The following is a 22,808-nucleotide window of genomic DNA, read 5'->3' as shown; positions in this document are numbered from 1 at the left end:
GCGTCGCCGCCCCTGTGGCACCTAGCGGACGATGGGAAAGCCACAGAAACTCGCCCGGTACATTCGCAATATTGGTGCCGCAGCCGCACTGGCGCTGGCCGGCTTGTCGCCAGCGGGCGCCCAGGACGAAGCCGGGTTTCAAAGCTACCTTGCCGGTCTGCGTGGCCAGGCGCTGGCGCAGGGGGTAAGAGCGGCAACGCTGGATGCCGTGCTGCCCACGCTCACCTTCAACCCTCGCGTGGTGGCGCTCGACCGCGCGCAGCCGGGCAACACGGAAACGCCCACCTCCTTCTCCCCTTTCGCCCCATACCGGATCCAGCATGTCGATGCGGGCCGCATCTCACGGGGCCGCGCCGTTTACCAGCGCACTCGGGGGCGGCTCGCGGCCGTGGAGCGGACAAGCGGGGTGCCAGAGGCGATTGCGGTCGCAATCTGGGGCCACGAAACGAATTACGGCAGTTACACGGGCAACTTCGACCTTCTCCGCAGCCTTGCCAGCCTTGCCTATGAGGGCCGACGGCGCGACCTGTTCGCGGGCGAGTTCATTGCGGCGCTTAAGATGATCGACCGCGGCGTCCCGCGCGAGCGGTTGAAGGGAAGTTGGGCGGGCGCGACCGGCAACCCGCAATTCCTCCCTTCAGCTTATCTGCGGTTGGCCCGCGATGGGGACGGGGACGGGCGAGCCGATATCTGGACCAGCGAAGCCGACACGCTTGCCTCCATCATTCGCTATTTCACCGATGCCGGATGGCGTGCAGGCCAGCCATGGGGCCTGGCTGTCAGCCTGCCCGCAAGCTTTGACCGCAGCATCGTGCGCAATCGACTGGTGTCGCCCCGCTGTCCACGGGTGTTTTCGCGACACAGTGGCTGGCGAACGGTGGCCGAATGGCGCGCCATGGGCGTAGTGCCGCAGTCGCGTAGCTGGCCAGCGGACAACGTCCTGGCGACGTTGATGGAGCCGGACGGGCCGGGGCAGACTGCCTATCTGCTGACCGGCAATTATCGCGTCATCCTCGACTATAACTGCTCGAACTTTTATGCCCTCTCGGTCGGGCTGCTCGCTGATGCGGTGGAGGGTTGAGCCAGACCGCGTCGTTCGCCGACGCGCACCCTAAACTCGCGCCTGTAACTGCAATTTACCTTGGCAGCGCATCCCGCGTGACGCGGCGGTGGCACGTGGCTATGGCAGTGCCCTGACCTTCCCCGTACGACCGACAACCAGCAACGGACATCCCATGAACAAGTTCTTTGCCGCACCGCTTATCGCTGCCGCCCTCGCGACATCCTCGACGGCAGCCGCGCCGCAGTTCCAGGGAACGGCGCCCATCGCCTATATGCAGGACCTGTCGACCGGCGCGGTGCTGTATGAGCGCGATGCGGACCGCCGCATGCCGCCGGCGTCGATGGCCAAGATGATGACGGTCTATGTCGCATTTGACATGATCAAGCGCGGCGACCTGAAGCTGAACCAGCAGTTCACCGTTCGGCCCGAGACATGGAAGCAATGGCACGGTCCTGCGGCCGGCAGCACCATGTTCCTGTCCGCCGGGGAGAGTGTTAGCGTTGAGAACCTGCTGAAGGGGATCGTGACTCTGTCCGGCAATGACGCTTGCGTTGTCCTGGCGGAGGGGATCTCGGGCACGGAGCAGAGCTTCACCGACCGCATGAACGATGCGGCACGCAAGCTGGGACTGACGAACAGCCATTTCGGCACGTCCAACGGCTGGCCGGACAATGGCGTGACGTATGTCACCGCGCGTGACCTTGCTAAGCTGGCATCCGCGACGATCCAGGATCATCCTGCGCTGTACAAGCGCTTCTACTCTCTCCCGAACTTCACCTGGGGCAAGACGTTGGGTGCGGGGAGCGACATCACTCAGGCCAATCGCGACCCATTGCTCGGTCGGGTCGCCGGCGCCGACGGACTGAAGACCGGGCACACGGATGAGGCTGGCTATGGCTTTACCGGGTCCGCAGAGCAGTCCGGCCGCCGTATGGTTATGGTGGTCGCCGGACTGACCAGCTTCAACGGCCGCGCCGATGAGTCGGTCCGCTTCATGGACTGGGGCTTCCGCGCCTGGCAGGCCAAGCCGCTTGTCGCGCAGGGGCGCAAGGTCGCCGATGCCGAAGTGCAACTCGGATCGTCGAACACAGTCGGCCTGGTGGCACCGACGACGTTGAAGGCGACCATGCCAGCCGGGGCTGTACCCGCCGTCTCGGCCAAGGTCGTCTACAAGGGCCCGATCAAGGCGCCGATCAAGGCAGGCGACAAGATCGCCGAACTCGTGATCACCTCGGCAGACACCCCCGAACAGCGCCTGCCGCTGGTGGCCGACAAGGACGTTGGCGAAGCAGGCTTTTTTGGCCGCGCCTGGGCGGGACTGACCTCGCTCATCTGAGCCAGGTGGGCGGCATGACGTCATTGGTGGGGCATGCCGCCGCGCAGGCCGAGTTCGACGCCGCGTTGGCGGGCGGCCAGGTTCACCATGCCTGGCTGCTTGCCGGGGCGGAGGGCGTCGGCAAGGCTACCTTCGCCCGTGAAGCCGCCCTGCGCCTGATCGGTGACGATGCGCGTAGCCGCGCGTTGGTGGAAGCGCGTAGCCACCCCGATTACCAGGTTGTCACGCGGGAGGTATGGGACAAATCCTCGCCGCCGCGCATCGTGCCTTATGACCAGCGCAAGGACGACGACGCTCCGGCCCGCAGCATCCGCATCGCACAGGTGCGAGCCTTGCGCGGACAGCTGGCGACCCCTCCGGCACTTTCATCGCGTCGCGCCGTCATCATCGACGCAATCGACGATCTGGAGCGTGAAGGTTCGAACGCCCTGCTGAAGAGCCTGGAAGAGCCGCCGCAAGGCACCGTGTTCTTCCTGGTCAGTCATGCGCCGGGCAAGCTGCTGCCCACCATCCGCTCGCGGTGCCGCCTGCTGCGGTTTTCCCGATTGAGCGATGCCGATGTTGCAAAGGTGCTCGGGACGGTGTTGCCGGGTGCTGACAGCGGTGAAATGCAGGCCCTCGTCACTGCCAGTGAGGGTGCGCCAGGGCGGGGGGTGCGCTATGCCGGGCTAGACGTTGCCGGGCTGGATCGGGCGTTGGACGCTATTGCGCGATCGGGTGACCGCGATCATCGCGAACGGCTCACCCTGGGTCGCGCGCTGGCGGGAAAAGCAGCCCAGCCACGATATGAGCTGTTTCTTGACCGCGCACCGGCGCTGATCGCCCATGCCGCGCGTGAGCGGCAGGGCGAGGCGCTGCGGGTCGCACTCGACGCTTATGCGGCTGCCCGCGACCTGTCCGGTGCAGCCATCGGCCTGTCCCTCGATCCTGCGACGACCGTGTTCGAGATGGCAGGGCTCGTCGCGCGGCTTTCATCGGCGGCGACGGCGGGGTAGGGAGCCCGACATGGGCGACCCCTTCTACATCACCACCGCAATCCACTATCCCAACGGGCGGCCGCATATCGGCCACGCCTATGAGATGGTTGCCGCCGACGCGATCGCGCGATTTCAGCGTCAGGCTGGCCGGGATGTCCTGTTTCAGACGGGGACCGACGAGCATGGGCTGAAAATGGCGCAGGCCGCCCGGGCGCGTGGGATCGAGACGCGGGCCTTTGCCGACGAGATGTCGCGCCATTTCCACGAGATGGCGGACAAGTTTAATGTCGGCTATGATCGCTTCATCCGCACGGTGGAGGTTGATCACCACCGTGCCAGCCAGGCGATCTGGCAGGCCATGGCCGATCGCGGTGACCTGTATCTTGATCGCTATGAGGGCTGGTACTCGGTCCGTGATGAGGCCTTTTACGACGAGGGCGAACTGGTTGCGGGTGAGGGCGGCGAGAAGCTGTCGCCGCAGGGAACGCCTGTTGAGTGGACAGCGGAGGAGACTTGGTTCTTCCGCCTGTCCCGGTATCAACAGCCGCTGCTGGACCTGTATTCGACCAATCCGGACTTCATCCGCCCCGAAAGCCGGCGCAACGAGGTGATGCGGTTCGTTGAGGGCGGCCTTTCCGATTTGTCGGTGTCGCGGACCAGCTTTGACTGGGGCGTGCCGGTGCCGGGTAGCCCAGGGCACGTGATGTACGTGTGGGTCGACGCGCTGACCAACTACCTGACGGGGACCGGCTATCCTGACAAGGACGCGGCCAATGCCCGGTTCTGGCCCGCCGACCTGCATCTTATCGGGAAGGACATTGTCCGTTTTCACGCCGTGTATTGGCCAGCTTTTCTGATGTCGGCGGGCGTTCCGATGCCCCGGTCCGTGTTCGGCCACGGATTCCTGCTCGCCCGTGGTGGTGAGAAGATGTCCAAGTCACTGGGCAACGTCGTCGATCCCATGACGCTGGCCGACAGCTTTGGCGTTGATGCCCTGCGCTACTTTTTTCTGCGGGAAGTCAGCTTCGGCCAGGACGGCAGCTACTCGCCCGAGGCGATCGTGCTGCGCGTGAATGCCGAACTCGCGAACAGCTTCGGCAACCTTGCCCAGCGGACATTGGCGTTCATTGCCAAGAACCTGGACGGCGTTCTTCCTGAGGCTGGCAGGTCGGATCCAGCCGATGCCATGCTGATCGAGGAGGTCGTTGTTGCTTGCGCGGGGCTGAAGGCCGCGTTCGGCGATCTCGCGCTCAGCCAGGGTATAGAGGCGTGGATGCGCGGCGTGTTCGCCTGCAACGGCTACATCGACACACAGGCGCCCTGGGCTTTGCGCAAGTCCGACCCCGAGCGGATGCACGCGGTATTGCGGACGCTGGTACGAGCGATCCGGATGCTGGCGATCGCCATCCTTCCCGTGGTGCCAAGTTCGGCGAACCGGCTGCTCGACCAGCTCGGCGCCGGTCCGGATGAACGGGACCATGCTGCCATTGACGATGATGGCTGGTATAACCGGCTGGCGGAAAGCGCGTTTCGTCTTTCCCCGCCGGTGCCCATCTTCCCGCGGCTTAACATGCCCGTCGACGCAGAGGCGGGGGCCTGATGCTCGCCGACAGTCACTGTCATCTGAACTACAAGGGCGTTGCCGAGCAGCAGGCGCAGGTGCTTGCCCGGGCGCGGGCGCGGGGCGTGACGGCGATGCTCAACATCTCGACCCGCGAAAGCGAATGGGACGACGTGATCGCGACCGCAGAGCGCGAGCCGGACGTCTGGGCCAGCATCGGCATCCATCCGCATGAAGCCGACCAGCATCCAGACATGCAGACGGCGACGCTTGTCGACCGGGCACGACACGCACGGGTCGTCGGTCTGGGCGAAAGCGGGCTAGATTACTTCTACGACCACTCCGATCGCACCCGGCAACAGGCAAGCTTCCGGGCCCACATCGCGGCCGCGCGGGAGACGGGACTACCGTTGATTGTCCATACCAGGGATGCCGAGGACGACACAGCCGCGATCCTGGCCGAAGAGATGGAGCAGGGGGCCTTCACCGGGGTCATCCATTGTTTTACCGGCACTGGCGCATTCGCGGATCGGGCTATGGAGTTGGGCTTCTTCATCTCCATCTCGGGCATCGTGACGTTCAAAAACGCGCGCGACCTACAGGAAACCGCTGCGCGGCTACCAATCGAGCGGCTGCTGGTCGAAACGGACAGCCCGTTTCTGGCCCCGGTTCCGCATCGGGGAAGACCCGGCGAGCCTGCCTTTGTCGCCGACACCGCCGAATTCCTTGCGAAGCTCCGCGGAGAAGATATCGCCTTTCTTCAAGAGCGTACCGCCTACAACTTCCACAGTCTGTTCGCGAAAACCCAGGCGTGAAGGTGCGGATCCTTGGCAGCGGCACGTCGTCGGGTGTGCCGCGGATCGGCAACGACTGGGGCGCATGTGATCCAACCGAGCCCCGCAACCGACGCACTCGTGCCGCCATCCTCGTGGAGCATGAAGATACCCGGATCCTTGTAGATACCGGTCCCGACATGCGCGAACAATTGCTTGCCGCGCAGGTGGGCGCGGTTGACGCGATCATCTGGACCCATGGCCATGCCGATCACACGAATGGGATCGATGATGTCCGGCAGATCTACCACGCACTTGGACATGCCGTGCCCGGCTATGCTCGCGACGAGACCTTTCAGGTACTTACGGCACAATTTGCATATGTATTCGAAGGGCGGGGCGGGTACCCGGCTACGGTTGAACGACGGACGCTGCATGATCAGCAGCGGATCGGCGCGATCGATATCAGCGTCGTAGACCAGCCGCACGGACGCATCTCATCGTCAGGGCTCCGGTTCGAAGCGGGCGGGGTGCGTGTCGGCTACGCGACCGACTTCCATGATCTGACCCCGGCCATGCGAGCATTGTACCGCGATCTGGACCTGTGGATAATTGATGCGCTGCGAAAGCAACCACATCCAAGTCACCCGACATTGGATGCGGCTTTGGGCTGGATCGCGGAGCTCGGCCCCAAGCGGTCAGCGCTGGTACATATGGACCAATCCATGGACTATGCCACACTCTGCGCGACGCTGCCCGCCGGCGTGGAGCCAGGTTACGACGGGCTGGAATATCACCTATGACGCTGGACGGCGTTCATGCGCTGCTTCTCGGACTATTGATTCTTCTGCCCCTGTCGGCGTTGATCGCACGACGCGTTCCGGTTCTTAGGATCGCTCTCAATCTGTTGAGCTGGGCTGCAATCTTTGGCGTCGGTCTGTTCGTGCTCGCCCAGCGAGAGAAGTTCGACCCATATCTGGGCCAGATCGCACAAGCTTTGAAGCTCGACGATCAGACCGTTGTCGGCGAGGAAGTCCGGATACGCATGTCGCCCGACGGCCATTTCTGGGCGCGGGTGACCGTCGATGGCGTGAAGCGTCGGATGCTCGTCGATAGCGGTGCCACGATCACAGCTCTCTCAACCTCAACCGCAGATGCTGCCGGGTTGAAGGTGGAGGAGAGCCTTATCCCGGTGCTGCTTCGAACCGCGAACGGGACGGTTCAGGCGCAAACGGCCAGCGTGGATGAACTGCGGTTCGGCACCATTGTCGCTCGAAAGCTGCCCGTGGTCGTTTCGCCGGCGTTCGGCGACTCGGATGTCCTTGGCATGAACTTTCTGTCGCGGCTTAAAACGTGGCGGGTGGAGAACAACACGCTGATCCTGACCCCCCACCATCCGCAGGACTTTACATAATGTATATTATCGATCTCACAGCCGTGCTGGGTGGGGTGGTCTCCCAATGATTGAGCGGCTGTTGGCTATCATGGCGCGGCTTCGCGGCTCTGATGGTTGCGACTGGGACCGTGCGCAGACATTCGCCACGATCGCGCCTTACACGATTGAAGAAGCGTATGAAGTTGCGGATGCGATCGAACGCAACGATCCGGCCGACATCAAGGACGAATTGGGCGACCTGCTGCTTCAGGTCGTGTTCCATAGCCGGATCGCTGAAGAAGCCGGCCAATTCACGCTGGCCGACGTGGTGGCTTCGATCAGCGACAAGATGGAACGGCGGCATCCCCACATCTTCGGCGACGCGGCAACATCGCCCGGTTGGGAGGCGATCAAGGCAAGTGAGCGTGACGACCGGTCGGACACGAGTGCGCTTGCTGGCGTCGCGCTAGCCTTGCCGGCGCTGTTGCGGGCAGAGAAGTTACAGAAGCGCGCTGCCCGCACCGGCTTTGACTGGCCTGACGCTGATGGGCCCCGCGCCAAGATTATCGAGGAGTTGGAAGAGATTGCTCAATCCTCGCCAGATAAGCTGGCAGAGGAAGCGGGTGATCTTTTGTTCGCGGTGGTCAACTATGTTCGGCACCTCGGGCTGGATCCCGAAGCTACCCTTCGCGCGGCAAACAAGAAGTTCGAGCGGCGGTTCAGGGCGATGGAGGCCGCCGGTCCTGCGTTCCCGACATTGACCCTGGAGCAGCAGGAAGCCCTTTGGCGGGGCGTCAAAGATACCGAACAGCGTTGATTGCGGAGCTATCCGGGCGCGCTTGCCCGGATAGATGGTAAATGACCGTTAACCGTGCCTCTGCTCGAACCGCTCGAAATCGGCCGGCGACATCCGCACGTCATATGACGCCTGTTCGCCTTGGACTTCGCTTGCCAACACCTCACCATGCGCGTGGAGCCATGCCGCGCCGGCCCCGTCGCCCGCAGCAAGCGTGATCGTGTAACGCCGATGTCCCTCGGTCAGGCGATCGGCCACGGCGGTGCGAAGATTGTCGACCCCCTCCCCGGTCAGCGCCGAAATGGCGACGACGACCTCCCGGCGAGCAGCCTCGGCAAGGCGAGCGGCGCGGGCTTCGTCGTCCAGCAAGTCGAGCTTGTTCCAGGCCTCGATCACCGGTGTCTGTTCGGATACGCCGATATCGGCGAGCACGCCCTCGACATCGATACGTTGAGCTTCGGTGTCCGGATGCGCGACGTCGCGGACGTGGATGAGAAGATCGGCTGAGACGACCTCTTCCAGCGTCGCCTTGAACGCGGCCACCAATTGGGTCGGCAGTTCCGACACGAACCCCACCGTGTCCGACAAGATCGCCTTGTCGAGACCCGGAAGCGCAATCTGACGCAATGTCGGGTCTAGCGTCGCGAACAGAAGGTTCTCCGCCATGACGTCAGCGCCGGTCAGCCGATTGAATAAGGTCGACTTTCCAGCGTTGGTATAGCCAACCAGCGCGATCACGGGCCATGGCGCGCGCTGTCGTCTTTCCCGATGAAGCCCGCGCGTACGGCTGACGCCCTCGAGCTCGCGACGAAGCCGAGCCATGCGGTCGCGGATCAATCGGCGGTCGGCCTCGATCTGCGTTTCGCCAGGGCCGCCCAGGAAGCCGAAGCCGCCCCGTTGCCGCTCAAGGTGGGTCCAGCTGCGTACGAGCCGGCCAGCCTGATAGTCGAGGTGGGCAAGTTCGACCTGCAGTCGCCCCTCGGCTGTGGCTGCCCGTTCCCCGAAAATCTCGAGTATCAGGCCGGTTCGATCGATCACCTTGGCTTCGAGCGCGGTTTCCAGGTTGCGCTGCTGTACGGGCGTCAGGCTCGCGTCGAAGACGACGAGGTCCGCTTCTTCCATGCGCGCGGTTGCTGCGAGCTGTTCAACCTGCCCGCTGCCGATCAGGGTCGCTGGGCGCGGCTGGCGGACGCGCAGAGCGACTTTCTCCGCGACGACGATGCCGATCGCGGCAGCCAGACCAGCGGTCTCGTCCAGCCGTGCGTCAGCATCGCGGCTCGATCCACCCTGGTCGGGCAACACTATCAGGGCACGTGCACCCCGGGTGAACTCACCCTTGTCGCGCTCAAATCCGGAATTCGTGCTCAATCATCATCCGATCCGGCCGTTTCCTCGGCCAAGTTCAGGGCGTGGGCTGGCTGGATGGTCGAAACCGCGTGCTTGTACACCAACTGCACCAACCCTTCGCGCTGCAGGAGCATGCAGAACAGATCAAAGCCGGCGATGGCTCCCTGGAGCATCACCCCATTCACAAGAAACATGGTGACGCTGTCACCAGACCGGCGGACGGCATTCAAGAAGATGTCCTGCAACAGCGGCTGCTTACGAGGCGCATCCTGGGCCGCGTCGACGATCGCGGCGAGGTCCATTTGCCCGGTCGGCATGATGGTCGAGATGGCGTGCTTGTAGATCAGCTGAGATTGCCCGTCCCGCCGCAGCAGCACGGAGAAGTTGTCGAACCAGGTCACGATGCCCTGCAGCTTCACGCCTTTCACCAGGAACATCGTGACCGGGGTCTTGGAACGGCGGAGCGCGTTGAGGAAGAGGTCCTGGAGCGAACCTTGCTTATCGGCCATGGGGTGTCATCCCTTTCATTGTTGGCGGGAGCATGCCCCGCAAGAGCGTCGTTGTCCGACGTCGGATGCCTCCGGATGAAAGCTCCAATAATCTATGGTCGCGGCAGCTGTCCGTCCATAGCCGTATGTTGGGCTATCACTCACTCGTCGCGCGGTTCGGTTATTCCCAACAGCTTCAACTTGCGATGGAGAGCGGAGCGTTCCATCCCGATGAAGCTCGCAGTTCTCGAGATATTGCCGGAAAAACGGCGGATCTGGACGCGCAGATATTCGCGCTCGAACGACTCGCGGGCTTCGCGCAGCGGGGCACCCATGATTGCGCTGCTCGCCGCGCTGTCGCCGCCATCGCCCAGCACCTCTGCCGGCAAAAGGTCCAGGTCGATGCGGCCAATCCTGTCCCCTGGCGCGAGGATGATGGTTCGCTCCACCACATTGCGCAACTGTCGGACGTTGCCCGGCCAGTCGTAGGATTGCAGCGCAACCATGGCGTCGGTCGCAATCTCCGGGGTTGGGACGCGCCGTTCAGACGCGTAGTGGGCCATGTAGTGCTGCACGAGCGGCGGTATATCTTCGCGCCGCTCGGCCAACGAAGGCAGCAGCACCGGCACGACGTTCAGCCGGTAGTACAGGTCTTCCCGGAAGCGGCCCTCGGAAATCAGTTCTGTCAGGTCACGGGCCGTGGCGGAGACGACGCGGACGTCCACCTTGACCACGCGCGTGCCGCCCACGCGGGTAAAGCTTTGATCCGTCAACACGCGCAGGATCCGCGCCTGGGTAGCAACGGGCATGTCGGCAATTTCGTCCAGGAAAAGCGTGCCCCCGTGCGCCTGTTCCAAAAGGCCGGTGCGGACGAGGTCACCCCCCTCCTCCACCCCGAACAGCTCCTCGTCGACACGCTCCGGCGTCATCCGCGCCGCGCTGACGATCACGAACGGTGAGTCGGCACGCTGGCTCCAGGCATGGAGCAGGCGCGCAGCGACTTCCTTGCCGACCCCTGCTCCGCCCATGATCAGGACACGGCTGCCGGTGCCTGCGACGCGTTTCAACGTGGCGCGGACGCTGTTGATCGCGGTGGAGCTGCCGGTCAGGTCAGTATCGCGCCCCACGGAGGCGCGCAGCGATGCCACTTCACGGCGGAGCCGTTCGGTTTCCGTGGCACGCGCTACCATCAATAGCAGCCGCTCCGCCTCGAACGGCTTTTCAATGAAATCGGCAGCGCCGCGGCGGATGGCCGCCACCGCCGTGTCGAGGTTGCCGTGGCCGGAGATCACCAACACGGGGATGGAAGGATCGCGCCGCTTGATCTCGTCAAGCAGTTCAAGCCCATCGAGACGTGACCCTTGCAGCCACACGTCCAGCAGTACGAGCGAGGGCCTACGGTTGGCGATCGCGTCCAGGGCCGCATCGCTGTTCGCCGCAGAGCGTGTCTCATAGCCCTCGTCCTCCAGGACGCCGGCTACCAATTCGCGAATGTCGATCTCGTCGTCGACGACGAGAATGTCGAGGGCCATCAGCTCAAGTCCTGCCTAGTGTAAGCGTTGCGAGCTGGCCCGGCTCGATCGGTACGCCATCATCATACGCCGCCAGCGCAACGGTGTCGAAGCGCATGGTCACCCTCGTTCCGCCCCCTTCCCGATCATCAAAGCTAATGGTTCCATGATGTTCCTCGATGATCTTCTTAACTATTGCGAGCCCCAGACCAGTCCCGCGAGCCCGGGTGGTCATATAAGGCTCAACAATCCGGTCCCGTTCCGCGGGCAGGCCAATTCCATTGTCCTCCACCTCGACCACGACCTCGTCCGGCTCCTCGCGAACAGCCATGACGATGTGGCCATCAGAAACCTTTTTCTCCTCCACCGCTTCGGCCGCGTTCTTGACGATGTTGGTCAGTGCCTGACCGATCTGTCGGCGGTCGCACACCAGCATGGGGCCAGGTTCGTCGACGCGCAGGTCAAAGGTGATCGAAGGGTATGCAACTTCATGCAGGAACATCACCTGCCTTGCGGTGTCGAGCAGGGCCTCGTGCTTGAACTCCGGCTTTGGCATACGGGCAAAGGACGAAAACTCGTCCACCATTCGCCTGAGGTCGCCGACCTGCCGCACAATCGTCTCCGTCAAACGGCCAAAGGTGGTGTCCCCCTCGTCGACCTTGTTGCCATAGCGACGCTGCAATCGTTCCGCGGCAAGCTGGATGGGGGTCAGCGGGTTCTTGATCTCGTGCGCGATCCGCCGTGCGACGTCGGCCCAGGCGGCGCGTCGTTGGTCCTGTTGCTGCTGGGTAATGTCGTCGAAAGTCAGGATCGGCCCTGCCTCGGTTCGTGCCAGCCGGGCGGCCAGCGTGCGCTCGCCCACCTGGATGATCGCCTCGCGCTGGCGTTCCGCAACCATGGCGTCCAGTTCCGGCGCGACATCGCCCAGCGTGCGGCCGACCAGTTCCTCGCCAGCGCCGACAAGGCGAACCGCGGAGGCGTTTGCGATTCGGATCGTGCGATCCTCGCCCGTCGCGACCACACCCGCGGACACCCCGGCCATCACTGCCTCGATCAGCGCACGCCGGCTGTCGAGTTGGTCGTTGGCCGATACCAGAGCCGAGTTCTGTAGCTGCAGCCGTTCGGTCATCTGATTGAAGGCGTTGGCTAGCGTGCCGAACTCATCACGCCGACGTGGATCGGTCACGCGCGCGGTAAGGTCCCCACCGGCCACCCGCCGCGCCGCATCGACCAGTTCACCGACCGGACGGACCAGCCGGTCGGCCAGGGCCAGCGCAATCCAAACGGCAAAGGCGACGATCAGAAGCGACAGGACCAGCAGGGCCGTGTTGAAGCGCACCTGAAGCGAGCGAGCGCGAACGAGCAGGGCATGATAGTTCGCCAACGACGCTTCGGCTCGCGCGGTCTGCTTTTGCATCTCGCTCGGGTCGGTCAGGCGCGCTGCATACAAGACCAGGTCGGTGCCTGGCACGGGCGTCACGGTCTGGATCCGGTCCCGCGTGACGTTGACGACGCTGCGCTGTCCCTTCCGCAGGTCGGTGAGCATTTCCCGATTGAGCTGGCGTACCGGATCGATGCCGTACGGGTTGACGCTGATGACGACGCGGACGCGATAATTCTGGTCGACCGACATCAGCGCGCCCTCGCTCATGCTCCGGACGTAGAGCTGGGTGCCAAGGTAATTATAAAGTGCGTCGCCAGAGATCGGCCGCCGTTGAAGCTCGGTCGCGATGTCTGCGGCGGTCGTGACTGTCGCCTCTTCCCAACGCTGTAGCAGCTGATTGTAGGACTGGCGGGTAAGCGTGGTCGCGTTTTCGAACACAGCACGCGCGCGATCGGAGTACCAGAACTGTACGCCGTACTGGAACAACAGCGATGCTGCGATCGTGACCAGCAGCATCGGAACAGCAGCCACGACAGAGAAGAGCGCGACCAGCCGGACGTGCAACAACCCCTCGCCGCCGACGGGTGACTTGCGGGCGCGGCGACGCGCGATGGCGCGGCCAATCAGCACGATCACGGCTGAATCGCACACCAGGTTTGCCACGAGAAGCAAAGCGACGAGCGGCGGCGCTAGCAATTGCTGCGGGTTCGGCGCGCGGCTGACGGTCAAATAGCTGACCAACGCTACCCCGACAGCGACCGCGAGAACCAGCACTTCCAGGGCGGCCGTGACGCCGCGGCGTCGCGGCTGCGGCCCGTCCGGTCGTTGGGTCGCGACTGCGGTCATTGCGGCGCTGCTACGCGATTATCTGTTGCCGGGAAACCACAATCCGACAATTTCGTCAGGGCAACGTGATCTACGGTCGAGTCCAGTGCTCTGCATCGATCCCAAGCGCGTCGAGTCGTTTGCGCAAGGTATTGCGATTGATACCCATCGCGCGCGCTGCCCGCAGCTGATTACCCGCGTGTCGGGCCAGCATGACCTCAATCAAGGGCCGCTCGACAGCGGCGATGACCCGATCGTACAAGCTTCCGTCTTCCAGAGCAGCCGGCGTGTTGCGGGCGATCCGCTCGACCAGGGCAGCGACTCCGGCAGCAAGATCGGGATCGGCCAGCTCGGCTGGCAGGGACTCCTGTCCCATAATGGAGCGGATCGCGTCGGCCCCGATCACCTCGTCGCGAGCAAGCACGGCAAGTCGCCGCATTAAGTTTTCGAGTTCGCGCACATTGCCTGGCCAGTCCTGCCCTTCCAGCAAGCCCAGCGCCTCCGTCGAGAGTTGCCGGCGTGGAAGCCCTTGCGCGGCGGCCCGGTCCAGGAAATGCCGGGCGAGCAGCGGCACGTCCGCCCGCCGCCCCCTCAGGGCAGGCAGGGCGACTGGCACGACGTTCAGCCGGTAGAACAGGTCTTCGCGGAAACGACCTTCGGTCACTTCCCGGGATAGGTCGCGATTGGTTGCCGCGACGATGCGGACGTCGGCGCGGATCGGACGCGCACCGCCGACGGTGGTAAACTCACCCGATTGCAGGACCCGCAACAGGCGGGTCTGTGCGTCGCGAGGCATATCGCCGATCTCGTCCAGGAACAGCGTGCCACCCGCCGCCTGCTCGAACCGCCCCGCGCTACGTGCGCCAGCGCCCGTGAAGGCCCCGCGTTCATGGCCGAACAGCTCCGCTTCGATCAACTCGCGCGGGATCGCGGCCATGTTGATCGCCACAAAGGGAGCGTGGCGGCGCGGGCCAAGGTCATGGATCGCGCGGGCAACCAATTCCTTGCCCGTCCCTGACTCCCCCTGAATCAATACCGTAAGGTCGTTGAACACGACGCGCGCGATCACGCGGTACACGTCCTGCATCGCGGGCGAGCGCCCGATGAGCGGCAGCGAGCGGTCCTCTTCGCCGCCCAGCCCCGGATCCGCCGTTAACGCGCTTCGTCCGGCTGCACCCGCGACTGCCCGTACCAGCGCCTCCAGGTCGAACGGCTTGGGAAGATAGTCGTAGGCGCCGGCTTCCGCGGCTCGGACCGCGGTTGTCAGTGTATTCTGCGCGGACAGGATGATGACAGGCAGCCCGGGACAACGCTCGGCAATGAGGGCAAGGTGTTCCAGGCCGTCGCCGTCGGGTAGCTTGACATCGCTGACCAGGACATCGGGCGTGCCAGACCCAAGCGCCTGGTCGAGCGCGGCAAGCGTACCCACCGCAGTCACGTCGTACCCGGCACGGCGCAGTGCCTGCACGATCACTGTGCGAATCGCATCATCATCCTCAACGACGAGAACCCGGCTCATGACGCGGCCCTCGGCAGAAGAAGCCGGAACACGGTCATCGGCGGCGATCCCTCACGGGCATATTGCACGATCCCGCCCATGTCCCGGACGAGCTTGTCGACCAGCGCGAGCCCGAGCCCCTGTCCGTCACGCCGACCGGACACGAAGGGATCGAAAAGATGATCGACAAGATCGTCGGGCGCTCCGGGTCCATTATCGAGCACGCTGATCTCGATCGGCAGAGCCACCCGAGGACGCCCCGCCGTGGCGCTGACCGCCATTCCGTGGCGATAAGCCGTGGCGATGGCCAGCCGTGGCTGGCGTTCGTTGCGCACCGCTTCCCGCGCATTCTTCAGAAGGTTTATCAAGATCTGGAGCAACGCGTCCCGATCGATCAGGGCCGGCGGCAACGAGGGATCGAAACGCTCTTCGATCGGTATCCCCCTCGCGAAGCCCGCAAGCGCCAGGCGCCGGGCGTGGTCGAGCAGGGGGTAGATATTCTCCGACGCGACCGGCCGGGGGCGTGTGTCGCTGAAGTCCTGCATGCGATCGATCAGGGCGGCGATGCGGTCGACCTCACGCGTGATCAGGTCCGTCAGCTCGCACGCGCCGATCAGTTGGGCGGCACCGCGGATGCCGGAAAGCGGGTTCTTGATCTCATGCGCCAGCATCGCCGCCGCGCCCGTCGCGGCTCGAGCGGCGGCGGCGCGATCGGCTCCGTGGCCGAGGCGGCGGGAGGACGCGGCGCCGTGCAGCGCGATGACCCGCCAGCCCGGATGGTCGGCCAATTCGGCCTCGATGAAGTCGACACGGATACGAACGCCGCGCGATGTCTCGATAGCAACATCGTACAGGGCGACATTCTGCCCATCCCGGCTGCGCTCGCCCTCCGGCACCGGCAGGATTGCGGATAGCGGCTGGCCCACCATCAGCCGTTCGGACAGGTTCAACATCTGCTCCGCACCCGCATTCACCTGCTGGATGCGTTCATCCGGGTCGACCACTACGATTGCGACTGGCAAGGCGCCGAACAACGCGCCAAGGCTGGGGCCACCCCGTCCGGCCGCCACCGACAGCCTGGGCTCAGGCCGCGGCAAGCTGCCGCCATGGAGCATAGAAGTCGGCCAGCATGGCCTTGACGCGAAGGTGGTCGGGCTCCTGGTTCACCGCATTGCGGAACTCGGCGGATCCGGTCAGCCCCTTGGTGTACCAGCCGATGTGCTTGCGAGCCATGTTGACGCCGGTAAAGGTGCCATAATGCTCCAGCATTGCGTCATAATGGCCGGTGATCACTCGGTATTGCTCGTCGAGGTCTGGGTCAGGCAGTCGCTCGCCCGTGCGCAGCCAATGCATCACCTGGCCTAACAACCAGGGACGACCATAAGCGCCACGACCGATCATGATGCCATCGGCACCCGATTGCTCGATCGCAGTTGCTGCATCGTCGATCCCGCAGATGTCGCCATTTGCGATTACCGGCACGCTTACGGCATCCTTGACCCGACGGATAAACCCCCAGTCGGCCTGTCCCTTGTACATCTGGTTTCGGGTGCGGCCGTGAACGGTGATCATCTTGACCCCCAGATCCTCGGCTATACGCGCAAGTTCCGGCGCGTTCAGGCTGTCATGGCACCAGCCCATCCGCATCTTGAGCGTGACCGGCACCGAGACGGCCTTGACCGTCGATTCAACGATGGCCGCCGCCAGCTTCAGGTCACGCATGAGCGCAGAGCCTGCGTCCCCATTGGTGACCTTGCGAACAGGACACCCCATGTTGATGTCGATGATCGCAGCGCCGCGATCCTGGTTCAGCTTTGCCGCCTCCCCCATCTGGTACGGCTCGCACCCGACCAACTGCATCGAGACCGGCTCTTCCACCGGATCCCAGGCCGCTTTCTGCAACGACTGTCGAGTTTCGCGGATTGCTGCCTGCGTGGCAATCATCTCGGTCACGTTGAGGCCAGAGCCGTATCGGCGGACAAGGGTACGGAACGGCCGATCGCTGACGCCGGTCATGGGCGCGAGCACGACGGGGGTCTCAATCCTCACCGGACCGACCTGGATATGTTTGAGCATCTGCATGGTGCCTGAAAAACAGGCACATACCCGATCGGCCCCGCGGCGACAAGGTTGGCAACCTTGGCTGGCATGGGCTAGGCGACGGCGATGACCGAAGCTCGGCGCGTAGTCGCGATCCTGGTCGCCGCCGGCTCCGGTAGCCGGATCGGCGGAGGCATGCCCAAGCAGTTTCTTTCCGTTGCTGGCCGGCCGATGCTGGCCCACGCCCATGCCGCGCTCACCCGCCACCCGGGCGTCACCGACACGGTTGTTGTCGTCGCGCAGGGCGAGGAAGAGCGGCTGTTACATACGTTGCGAGAGGTGCGCTGGACCCATGGTGGCGCAACACGGCGGGAGTCGGTTGCACGCGGGTTGGATGCTGCGGCCGAACTCGGGGCCACCCACGTGCTGGTTCATGACGCCGCGCGCCCGTTCCTTCCCAAAGCGGTGATCGACCGACTGCTTGCGTCATTCGACCAGACCGATGCGGCGAGCCCTGCCCTGCCAGTCGCAGATACACTTGCCGCTGCTCCTGACGGGAAGCTCGGGGCAACGGTGCCGCGCGCCGGGCTGGTCCGCATCCAGACACCACAGGCGTTCCGGCTCTCCGTGCTGCGTGACGCCCATGCCGCCTGGCCCGCGAGCGAGGAAGCGACCGACGACGCCCAGATGGTGCGGCGGCTTGGCGTCAGCGTCGCGGTGGTGCAGGGCGATGCGGTGCTGGAAAAGATCACACACCCCGCCGACATCGCCGCTGCCGAGGCACGGGTCGGTGCCGAGTACCGCACCGCAACTGGTTTCGACGTTCATCGTCTGGAGCTTGGCGAGGAGCTGTGGCTGGGCGGTGTGCTGATCCCCCATGACAAGGGGCTGTCCGGGCATAGCGATGCCGATGTCGCCCTCCACGCCCTTACGGACGCCCTGCTCGGCACCATTGCCGCCGGCGACATCGGGACTCACTTTCCGCCGAGCGATCCGCAGTGGCGCGGCGCGGAATCCGGTCAGTTCCTCCAGCATGCAGTCGGGCTGGTGCGTGCCAAGGGCGGTACGGTGACGTTCGCGGACCTGACCATCCTTTGTGAAGCGCCCAAGATTGGGCCGCATCGTGCCGCCATGGCGGCGCGCATCGCGGAATTGGTCGGCATCACGCCCGATCGGGTCAGCATCAAGGCGACCACAACCGAGCGCCTGGGGTTCACCGGCCGTGGCGAGGGAATAGCGGTGCAGGCTGCGGCAACGGTCAGATTTGGCGGAGTGTTCGCATGAAGGCAGCCGCCATTGTCGCTGCAACGCTGATGGTGGCAACGCCAGCGGCGGCGCAACGGCCCTGCCTGTCCGGGTCGGAGGCCGAGGATATCGCGCTGGTCGCATTGCCCGAAATCCTGAGCGAAACGGGCGTTGTTTGCGCGCCGCGGCTGCCCACGACCAGCCTGCTCCGCCGGCAGGACGGGCCGTTTCTGGCCAAGTATCGCGCCGCGGCCGACCTCGCCTGGCCCGCGGCCCGCGGCGCCATTGTAAAGCTCAGCAATCCCGCAGCGGACCTGCTACTGGACTCCTCTTATGCGCGGCCGCTCCTCACCACATTGTTGGTTCCGTTGCTGGTCGGACGGATCGCGCCAGGCGACTGCGGAATGCTTGACCGGCTGGTGACCCAGCTCGCACCCCTGCCTGCTCGCAATACGGCAGGGGTGGTCGTGACGGCGCTTCAATACGTCAACAAGCAGAGGGCCAAGGGCAAGCAGGTCGACGTGCCCGAATTGCCGCTTTGCCGAGAGGATCAGCCATGAACGCCGATACGATCCTGCCGTCTGAACTGGTTGAAGCGGCCCAGCGCGTGATCACGGCCAATCGCGAGGCGGGCCGCCGTGTTGCGGTCGCGGAAAGCTGCACGGGTGGCCTGGTCTCCGCCGCCCTGACGGAGATCGCCGGATCTTCAGACGTGTTCGAGGCCGGGTTCGTAACCTACTCCAACGACGCGAAAACGGCCATGCTGCGGGTCAGCGGCGACGTGCTCGAAACCTTTGGCGCCGTTTCCGTCGCGGTCGCCTGGAGCATGGCGCAAGGAGCGCTCGCGATGAGCGGCGCCGACGTTGCGGTCGCGATCACCGGCGTGGCGGGGCCAGGCGGAGGTACGGTCAAGAAGCCGGTCGGAACGGTTGTCTTCGCTCGCGCGGAGAAGGGCGGCGACTCGTCCGACGTTCATGCCGACAAGAAGCAATTCGGCGAACTCGGCCGCGGTGAGATCCGCCTTCAGGCGGCGCTGTGTGCGCTCGAGTTGCTGTTGCCGGAACCCGCGGCGTCGCTCGATCCATAAAGCGCTATCGCGCGCGCCTCGAACGCACCGATCATGCGGCGCAGGGCGACGCCGAACACCTGGCCGGCCAAGGCCTCGAACACTCGGTTCTTGAACTGGAAGTCGACCGCGAAGTCGACGGTGCAGCCACTGTCTTCGTCGCGGAACACCCAGTCGTTGCGCAGGTACTTCAGCGGTCCATCGACATAGTCGACATGGATGCGAGTGGGTCGTTCCTTGTCGACCTTGGACGTGAAGCTTTCACGCAGGCCCTTGAAACCGACGATCATGTCCGCGATCGTCTCCGTCGGCCCGTCCCGGCGTACCCGCATGGCGCTGACCCAGGGCAGGAACTCCGGATAGCGCTTCACGTCGGCCACCAGGTCGAACATCTGCGTCGCGCTATAGGGCAGATGCCGGGTCTCGGTGTGCTTAGGCACGAACCAGCCCCAGCTTCGCCTACCGCGCGGCGCGCAGGCGGGCAAAGTCGTCGCCTGCATGGTAGCTCGACCGGGTCAGCGGCGATGCGGCGACCAGCAGAAAGCCCTTTGCGCGGGCGATACCGGCATAGGCGTCAAACGCCTTGGGAGTGACGAATTCCTCGACCCTGGCGTGCTTCGGCGTGGGCTGCAGATACTGGCCCATGGTCAGGAAATCGATGTCGGCGGAGCGCATGTCGTCCATGACCTGGTGCACTTCCAACCGCTGCTCGCCCAAGCCCAGCATCACGCCCGACTTGGTGAAGATCGATGGATCGTGCCTTTTCACGCTCTCCAGCAGCCGCAGCGACGCGTAATAACGGGCGCCCGGGCGGATTGTCGGATACAGCCTCGGCACGGTTTCCAGATTGTGATTGTACACGTCGGGCCGGGCCGTCACGATCGACTCGATCGCCGCCTGTGCCTTGTTGCGGAAGTCTGGCGTCAGGATCTCGATCGTTGTCTTGGGCGTGTTCCGACGAAGCGCCTCAATCACCTTCACGAATTGGGACGCGCCGCCATCGGGCAGGTCGTCGCGGTCCACGCTGGTGACAACGATATGCTCCAGGCCCAGCTCGGCCGCCGCAACCGCTACGTGCTCGGGCTCCAGCGGGTCGACCGCGCGCGGCATCCCCGTCTTGACGTTGCAAAAGGCGCAGGCACGGGTGCAGGTGTCACCCAGGATCATCACGGTGGCGTGCTTCTTGGTCCAGCACTCACCGATGTTCGGGCACGCCGCTTCCTCGCACACGGTGGCAAGGCCCAGCCGCCGCATCAAACCCTTGGTTTCCGAAAAGCCAAGGCTGGTCGGCGCCTTGACCCGGATCCAGTCGGGCTTGCGGGGGCGCTCAGGACGGGCGAGCGGCGTCATCTCGTTCATGGTGGCGCAGATAGACATGCGCCGGGCATGGAGCAATGGTGGGAACCGCTTGCCCCCTGCTAGATTAGGTTTTCAGGCGAACACCGAGAACACGGGACTCCAATGACTCACTTTTCCGACCTGATCGACGGCTATTACCGGTTTCGCGGCGGCGAATGGCTGCAGGAGCGGGAGCGCTGGAGCGAACTGGCTGAAGGGCAGGAACCCAAGGTCATGATCATCAGCTGCTCCGACAGCCGCGTCGATCCGGCCACCATCTTCGGCTCACGCCCGGGCGAGGTGTTTGTGGTCCGCAACGTGGCGGCGTTGGTGCCCCCGTTCGACGCGTCGGGTGGCTTGCATGGCGTATCGGCCGCGGTCGAGTTTGCCGTGACCAAGTTGAAGGTCGATGAAATCCTGGTGCTCGGCCACGGCGCCTGTGGCGGTGTCAGTGCAGCTCTGACTCGCAGTCTTGCTGATGCAAAGCCCGGAAACGGCGGCTTTGTGGCGGGATGGATCGGCCTGCTTGATGAGGCTCGTGATCGGGTCGTGGCAGAACATGGCGACGGAGCCGAAGGGCAGCGAGCGCTGGAGCAGGAAGGGGTGAAGGTCTCGATCGAGAACCTGAAGACCTTCCCATTCATCCGCGAGGCGTTGGATGCGGGCGCGCTCACGATCCACGGCGCCGTGTTCGCGATCGCCGACGGCAAGCTGCGGGCATTGCAGGAGAACGGCCGCTTTGAGCCGGTCTGACAATCCGCTTCAGGCGGGTTGGTCGATTTGCGGCAAGGTTGCCGCCCAGCCCCGCCGACGCAGCACCAGCCAGTAGTACGCGGCCGATCCAGCTATCTGGAACGCCGTCGCGATCAGGGCGGGCCGGCCCTCGGCGGGATCGAGCCAGCTCGTCCAGGTAACGTACCCGAGTGCCGCCAGTGTCAGCAGCGGCGCTAGGGGATAAAGGGGCATGCGGTAACCCGCCCCGTCCGTCGCGCCCGTATGGCGCCCGACCATCGCCGCCAGCGCAATGCCGGCGTAGATGGCGATCAGCCCTGCCCCACTCCAGATCAGCAGCAGCCTGAGCGGCAGAAAGCAGAGCGCCATGCCCGTCACGCCGATCAGCATCGTGCCGAGCCAGGGGGAGCCCCAGCGCGGATGGATCGCCTGCAACCATGAATCGAGCGGGCGACCCCATGAACCGTCCCGTGCAGTGCCGTAGAAGAAGCGAGCGCAGGCAAGCACCCACGCGATGATCGCGTTGACGATGGCCAGCACCACGCCCCAGGCAAGCCAATGCGCGGCGGTGGGTCCCGCCCATTGGCGGACCAGCAGCCCGAACGGGTCCTCGCTCCCCAGCGTCGGCGGAAGATCTGGCGCTCCAGACAGCGCCGCCACGACGGGCACGCCTTCCAACACCAGTGTCGCGACAAGTGCGATCAGAATGGCGCGAGCGATCCGGCGGGGCGCCTGGTGCATCTCCTCGCCAAAATAAACGGCCGCGCCGTAGCCGTTAAGAGCGAAGATCGCGATCGTGGTCGCCAGGCCGACCGAAGCCAGGTCGGCTGGCCTCAGCTCGCCGGCGGCGGCGACCACCGGCGCAGTAAGGAACGCGGCGGGGTTACGACTCAGGTGACCAAAGCCAAGCATGCCGACAACCGCGAGCGCGAGCACCTCCACGGCCAGAAACAGTCCGGTCAGCACCGCATTCACGCGAATGTTGAACAGCCCGACCAGAGTGCACGCCCCGACAACCGCGATGGCGGTGCCACGCGGCGGCAGTCCGGGCACCACGCCGGCCAGAACCTCGCTTACGCCAAGCCCAGCCACAGGCAGAAAGAGCAGATTGTCGAAGGCGTTGACGCCCAGCATCACGAAGCCGGCAAGCGGCCCCAGGGTGCGCGCCACTGCTACATACTCACCGCCCGCGACCGGCCATGCGGACGACAGCTCTGCATAGATGAAGGCGGTCGCCACGCACACCAACCCGGCGATGATCATCGCCCAGACCGCGCCCGTGCCGGCGACTTGGAACATGCCGGGCACGATCACGAACACCGACGAGGCAGGCGTCGCGACCGACAGGGTCAGGAACAATACGCCCGCGACGCCCAGGCTGCGCGTCAGCGCGGTGGGCGCTGCCGGTCGCAGCTGGTCGTCGAGCACGCCCTTTTCCCTCGTTTCTCAGCCT

General features: G+C 64.7%; 22 protein-coding genes. 12 read left to right on the top strand and 10 right to left on the bottom strand.

From position 1 onward, the window contains the following. Positions 1–31 precede the first annotated feature (31 nt). From FHS94_RS07390 to mazG, 8 genes are all read left to right on the top strand, one after another. A complete protein-coding gene (locus tag FHS94_RS07390; protein ID WP_184056245.1) occupies positions 32–1,081 on the top strand; it encodes a lytic murein transglycosylase in 1,050 nt (349 codons plus the stop codon). Positions 1,082–1,235: 154 nt separating this feature from the next. Then, positions 1,236–2,399 carry a D-alanyl-D-alanine carboxypeptidase family protein gene (locus tag FHS94_RS07385; RefSeq protein WP_184056243.1) on the top strand — a complete coding sequence of 388 codons (1,164 nt, stop codon included), beginning with the start codon at positions 1,236–1,238 and terminating at the stop codon, positions 2,397–2,399. 14 nt (positions 2,400–2,413) lie between these two features. After that, positions 2,414–3,394 (top strand): DNA polymerase III subunit delta', encoded by a 981-nt coding sequence (locus FHS94_RS07380; RefSeq protein ID WP_184056241.1) that lies wholly within the window; start codon positions 2,414–2,416, stop codon positions 3,392–3,394. A gap of 10 nt (positions 3,395–3,404) precedes the next feature. After that, positions 3,405–4,976: a methionine--tRNA ligase gene (gene metG, locus FHS94_RS07375; protein WP_184056239.1), complete on the top strand. Its 1,572-nt coding sequence runs from the start codon at positions 3,405–3,407 to the stop codon at positions 4,974–4,976. Beyond that, complete coding sequence (locus FHS94_RS07370) at positions 4,976–5,752, top strand: TatD family hydrolase (protein ID WP_184056237.1); 777 nt, start codon at positions 4,976–4,978, stop codon at positions 5,750–5,752. The genes metG and FHS94_RS07370 overlap by 1 nt, the downstream gene beginning before the upstream one ends. Then, positions 5,749–6,513, top strand: a complete 765-nt coding sequence (locus FHS94_RS07365) for an MBL fold metallo-hydrolase (RefSeq protein WP_184056235.1) — start codon at positions 5,749–5,751, stop codon at positions 6,511–6,513. The genes FHS94_RS07370 and FHS94_RS07365 overlap by 4 nt, the downstream gene beginning before the upstream one ends. Beyond that, on the top strand, positions 6,510–7,124 hold the full coding sequence (locus FHS94_RS07360; RefSeq protein ID WP_184056232.1) for a retropepsin-like aspartic protease family protein: 615 nt from the start codon (positions 6,510–6,512) through the stop codon (positions 7,122–7,124). The genes FHS94_RS07365 and FHS94_RS07360 overlap by 4 nt, the downstream gene beginning before the upstream one ends. 46 nt (positions 7,125–7,170) lie before the next feature. Continuing rightward, positions 7,171–7,902: a nucleoside triphosphate pyrophosphohydrolase gene (gene mazG / locus FHS94_RS07355; protein ID WP_184056230.1), complete on the top strand. Its 732-nt coding sequence runs from the start codon at positions 7,171–7,173 to the stop codon at positions 7,900–7,902. Positions 7,903–7,950: 48 nt separating this feature from the next. On the opposite strand, the gene hflX is transcribed toward mazG, so the two are convergent. The 7 genes from hflX to dusB form a co-directional block, all read right to left on the bottom strand. Next, positions 7,951–9,249, bottom strand: coding sequence for a GTPase HflX (hflX, locus tag FHS94_RS07350; RefSeq protein WP_184056228.1), 1,299 nt, complete (start codon positions 9,247–9,249; stop codon positions 7,951–7,953). After that, the gene (gene hfq / locus FHS94_RS07345) at positions 9,246–9,737 is read right to left on the bottom strand and encodes an RNA chaperone Hfq (RefSeq protein ID WP_184056226.1); all 492 of its coding nucleotides are present in this window, start codon (positions 9,735–9,737) and stop codon (positions 9,246–9,248) included. Before hfq ends, hflX begins: the two co-directional genes overlap by 4 nt. 140 nt (positions 9,738–9,877) lie before the next feature. After that, positions 9,878–11,248 (bottom strand): nitrogen assimilation response regulator NtrX, encoded by a 1,371-nt coding sequence (gene ntrX, locus FHS94_RS07340; protein ID WP_184056224.1) that lies wholly within the window; start codon positions 11,246–11,248, stop codon positions 9,878–9,880. A gap of 4 nt (positions 11,249–11,252) precedes the next feature. Continuing rightward, positions 11,253–13,457 carry a sensor histidine kinase NtrY-like gene (locus tag FHS94_RS07335; protein WP_184056222.1) on the bottom strand — a complete coding sequence of 735 codons (2,205 nt, stop codon included), beginning with the start codon at positions 13,455–13,457 and terminating at the stop codon, positions 11,253–11,255. Between the two features lie 70 nt (positions 13,458–13,527). Next, complete coding sequence (gene ntrC, locus FHS94_RS07330; protein ID WP_184056220.1) at positions 13,528–14,955, bottom strand: nitrogen regulation protein NR(I); 1,428 nt, start codon at positions 14,953–14,955, stop codon at positions 13,528–13,530. Next, on the bottom strand, positions 14,952–16,049 hold the full coding sequence (locus tag FHS94_RS07325; protein WP_184056217.1) for a two-component system sensor histidine kinase NtrB: 1,098 nt from the start codon (positions 16,047–16,049) through the stop codon (positions 14,952–14,954). Before FHS94_RS07325 ends, ntrC begins: the two co-directional genes overlap by 4 nt. Continuing rightward, positions 16,018–17,016 carry a tRNA dihydrouridine synthase DusB gene (gene dusB, locus FHS94_RS07320; protein ID WP_184056215.1) on the bottom strand — a complete coding sequence of 333 codons (999 nt, stop codon included), beginning with the start codon at positions 17,014–17,016 and terminating at the stop codon, positions 16,018–16,020. The genes FHS94_RS07325 and dusB overlap by 32 nt, the downstream gene beginning before the upstream one ends. Before the next feature lie 84 nt (positions 17,017–17,100). Here dusB and FHS94_RS07315 point away from each other — a divergent pair, with 84 nt between their 5' ends. Genes FHS94_RS07315 through FHS94_RS07305 form a run of 3 tightly spaced genes read left to right on the top strand, consistent with a single transcriptional unit; the run spans position 17,101 to position 19,306 of the window. Next, positions 17,101–18,258, top strand: coding sequence for a bifunctional 2-C-methyl-D-erythritol 4-phosphate cytidylyltransferase/2-C-methyl-D-erythritol 2,4-cyclodiphosphate synthase (locus FHS94_RS07315; RefSeq protein ID WP_184056213.1), 1,158 nt, complete (start codon positions 17,101–17,103; stop codon positions 18,256–18,258). Next, a complete protein-coding gene (locus FHS94_RS07310; protein ID WP_184056211.1) occupies positions 18,255–18,779 on the top strand; it encodes a hypothetical protein in 525 nt (174 codons plus the stop codon). Before FHS94_RS07315 ends, FHS94_RS07310 begins: the two co-directional genes overlap by 4 nt. Further along, positions 18,776–19,306, top strand: coding sequence for a CinA family protein (locus FHS94_RS07305; RefSeq protein ID WP_184056209.1), 531 nt, complete (start codon positions 18,776–18,778; stop codon positions 19,304–19,306). Before FHS94_RS07310 ends, FHS94_RS07305 begins: the two co-directional genes overlap by 4 nt. Here the strand turns inward: FHS94_RS07305 and FHS94_RS07300 are convergent. Together FHS94_RS07300 and lipA are read right to left on the bottom strand one after the other, a co-directional pair. Continuing rightward, positions 19,243–19,725, bottom strand: a complete 483-nt coding sequence (locus FHS94_RS07300) for an SRPBCC family protein (RefSeq protein ID WP_184056207.1) — start codon at positions 19,723–19,725, stop codon at positions 19,243–19,245. The genes FHS94_RS07305 and FHS94_RS07300 overlap by 64 nt on opposite strands. A gap of 19 nt (positions 19,726–19,744) precedes the next feature. Continuing rightward, positions 19,745–20,644, bottom strand: a complete 900-nt coding sequence (lipA, locus tag FHS94_RS07295) for a lipoyl synthase (RefSeq protein WP_184056205.1) — start codon at positions 20,642–20,644, stop codon at positions 19,745–19,747. A gap of 102 nt (positions 20,645–20,746) precedes the next feature. Here lipA and FHS94_RS07290 point away from each other — a divergent pair, with 102 nt between their 5' ends. Then, on the top strand, positions 20,747–21,376 hold the full coding sequence (locus FHS94_RS07290) for a carbonic anhydrase (protein ID WP_184056203.1): 630 nt from the start codon (positions 20,747–20,749) through the stop codon (positions 21,374–21,376). Positions 21,377–21,385: 9 nt separating this feature from the next. Here FHS94_RS07290 and FHS94_RS07285 read toward each other — a convergent pair whose 3' ends face one another. Beyond that, complete coding sequence (locus FHS94_RS07285) at positions 21,386–22,783, bottom strand: APC family permease (RefSeq protein WP_343055210.1); 1,398 nt, start codon at positions 22,781–22,783, stop codon at positions 21,386–21,388. Between the last annotated feature and the right edge of the window lie 25 nt (positions 22,784–22,808).

Source organism: Sphingomonas aerophila (assembly GCF_014199305.1).
Classification (GTDB): Bacteria; Pseudomonadota; Alphaproteobacteria; order Sphingomonadales; family Sphingomonadaceae; genus Sphingomonas; species Sphingomonas aerophila.
The sequence above is the reverse complement of the archived record's forward strand: the minus strand, read 5'-3'. Positions and strand labels throughout refer to the sequence as shown.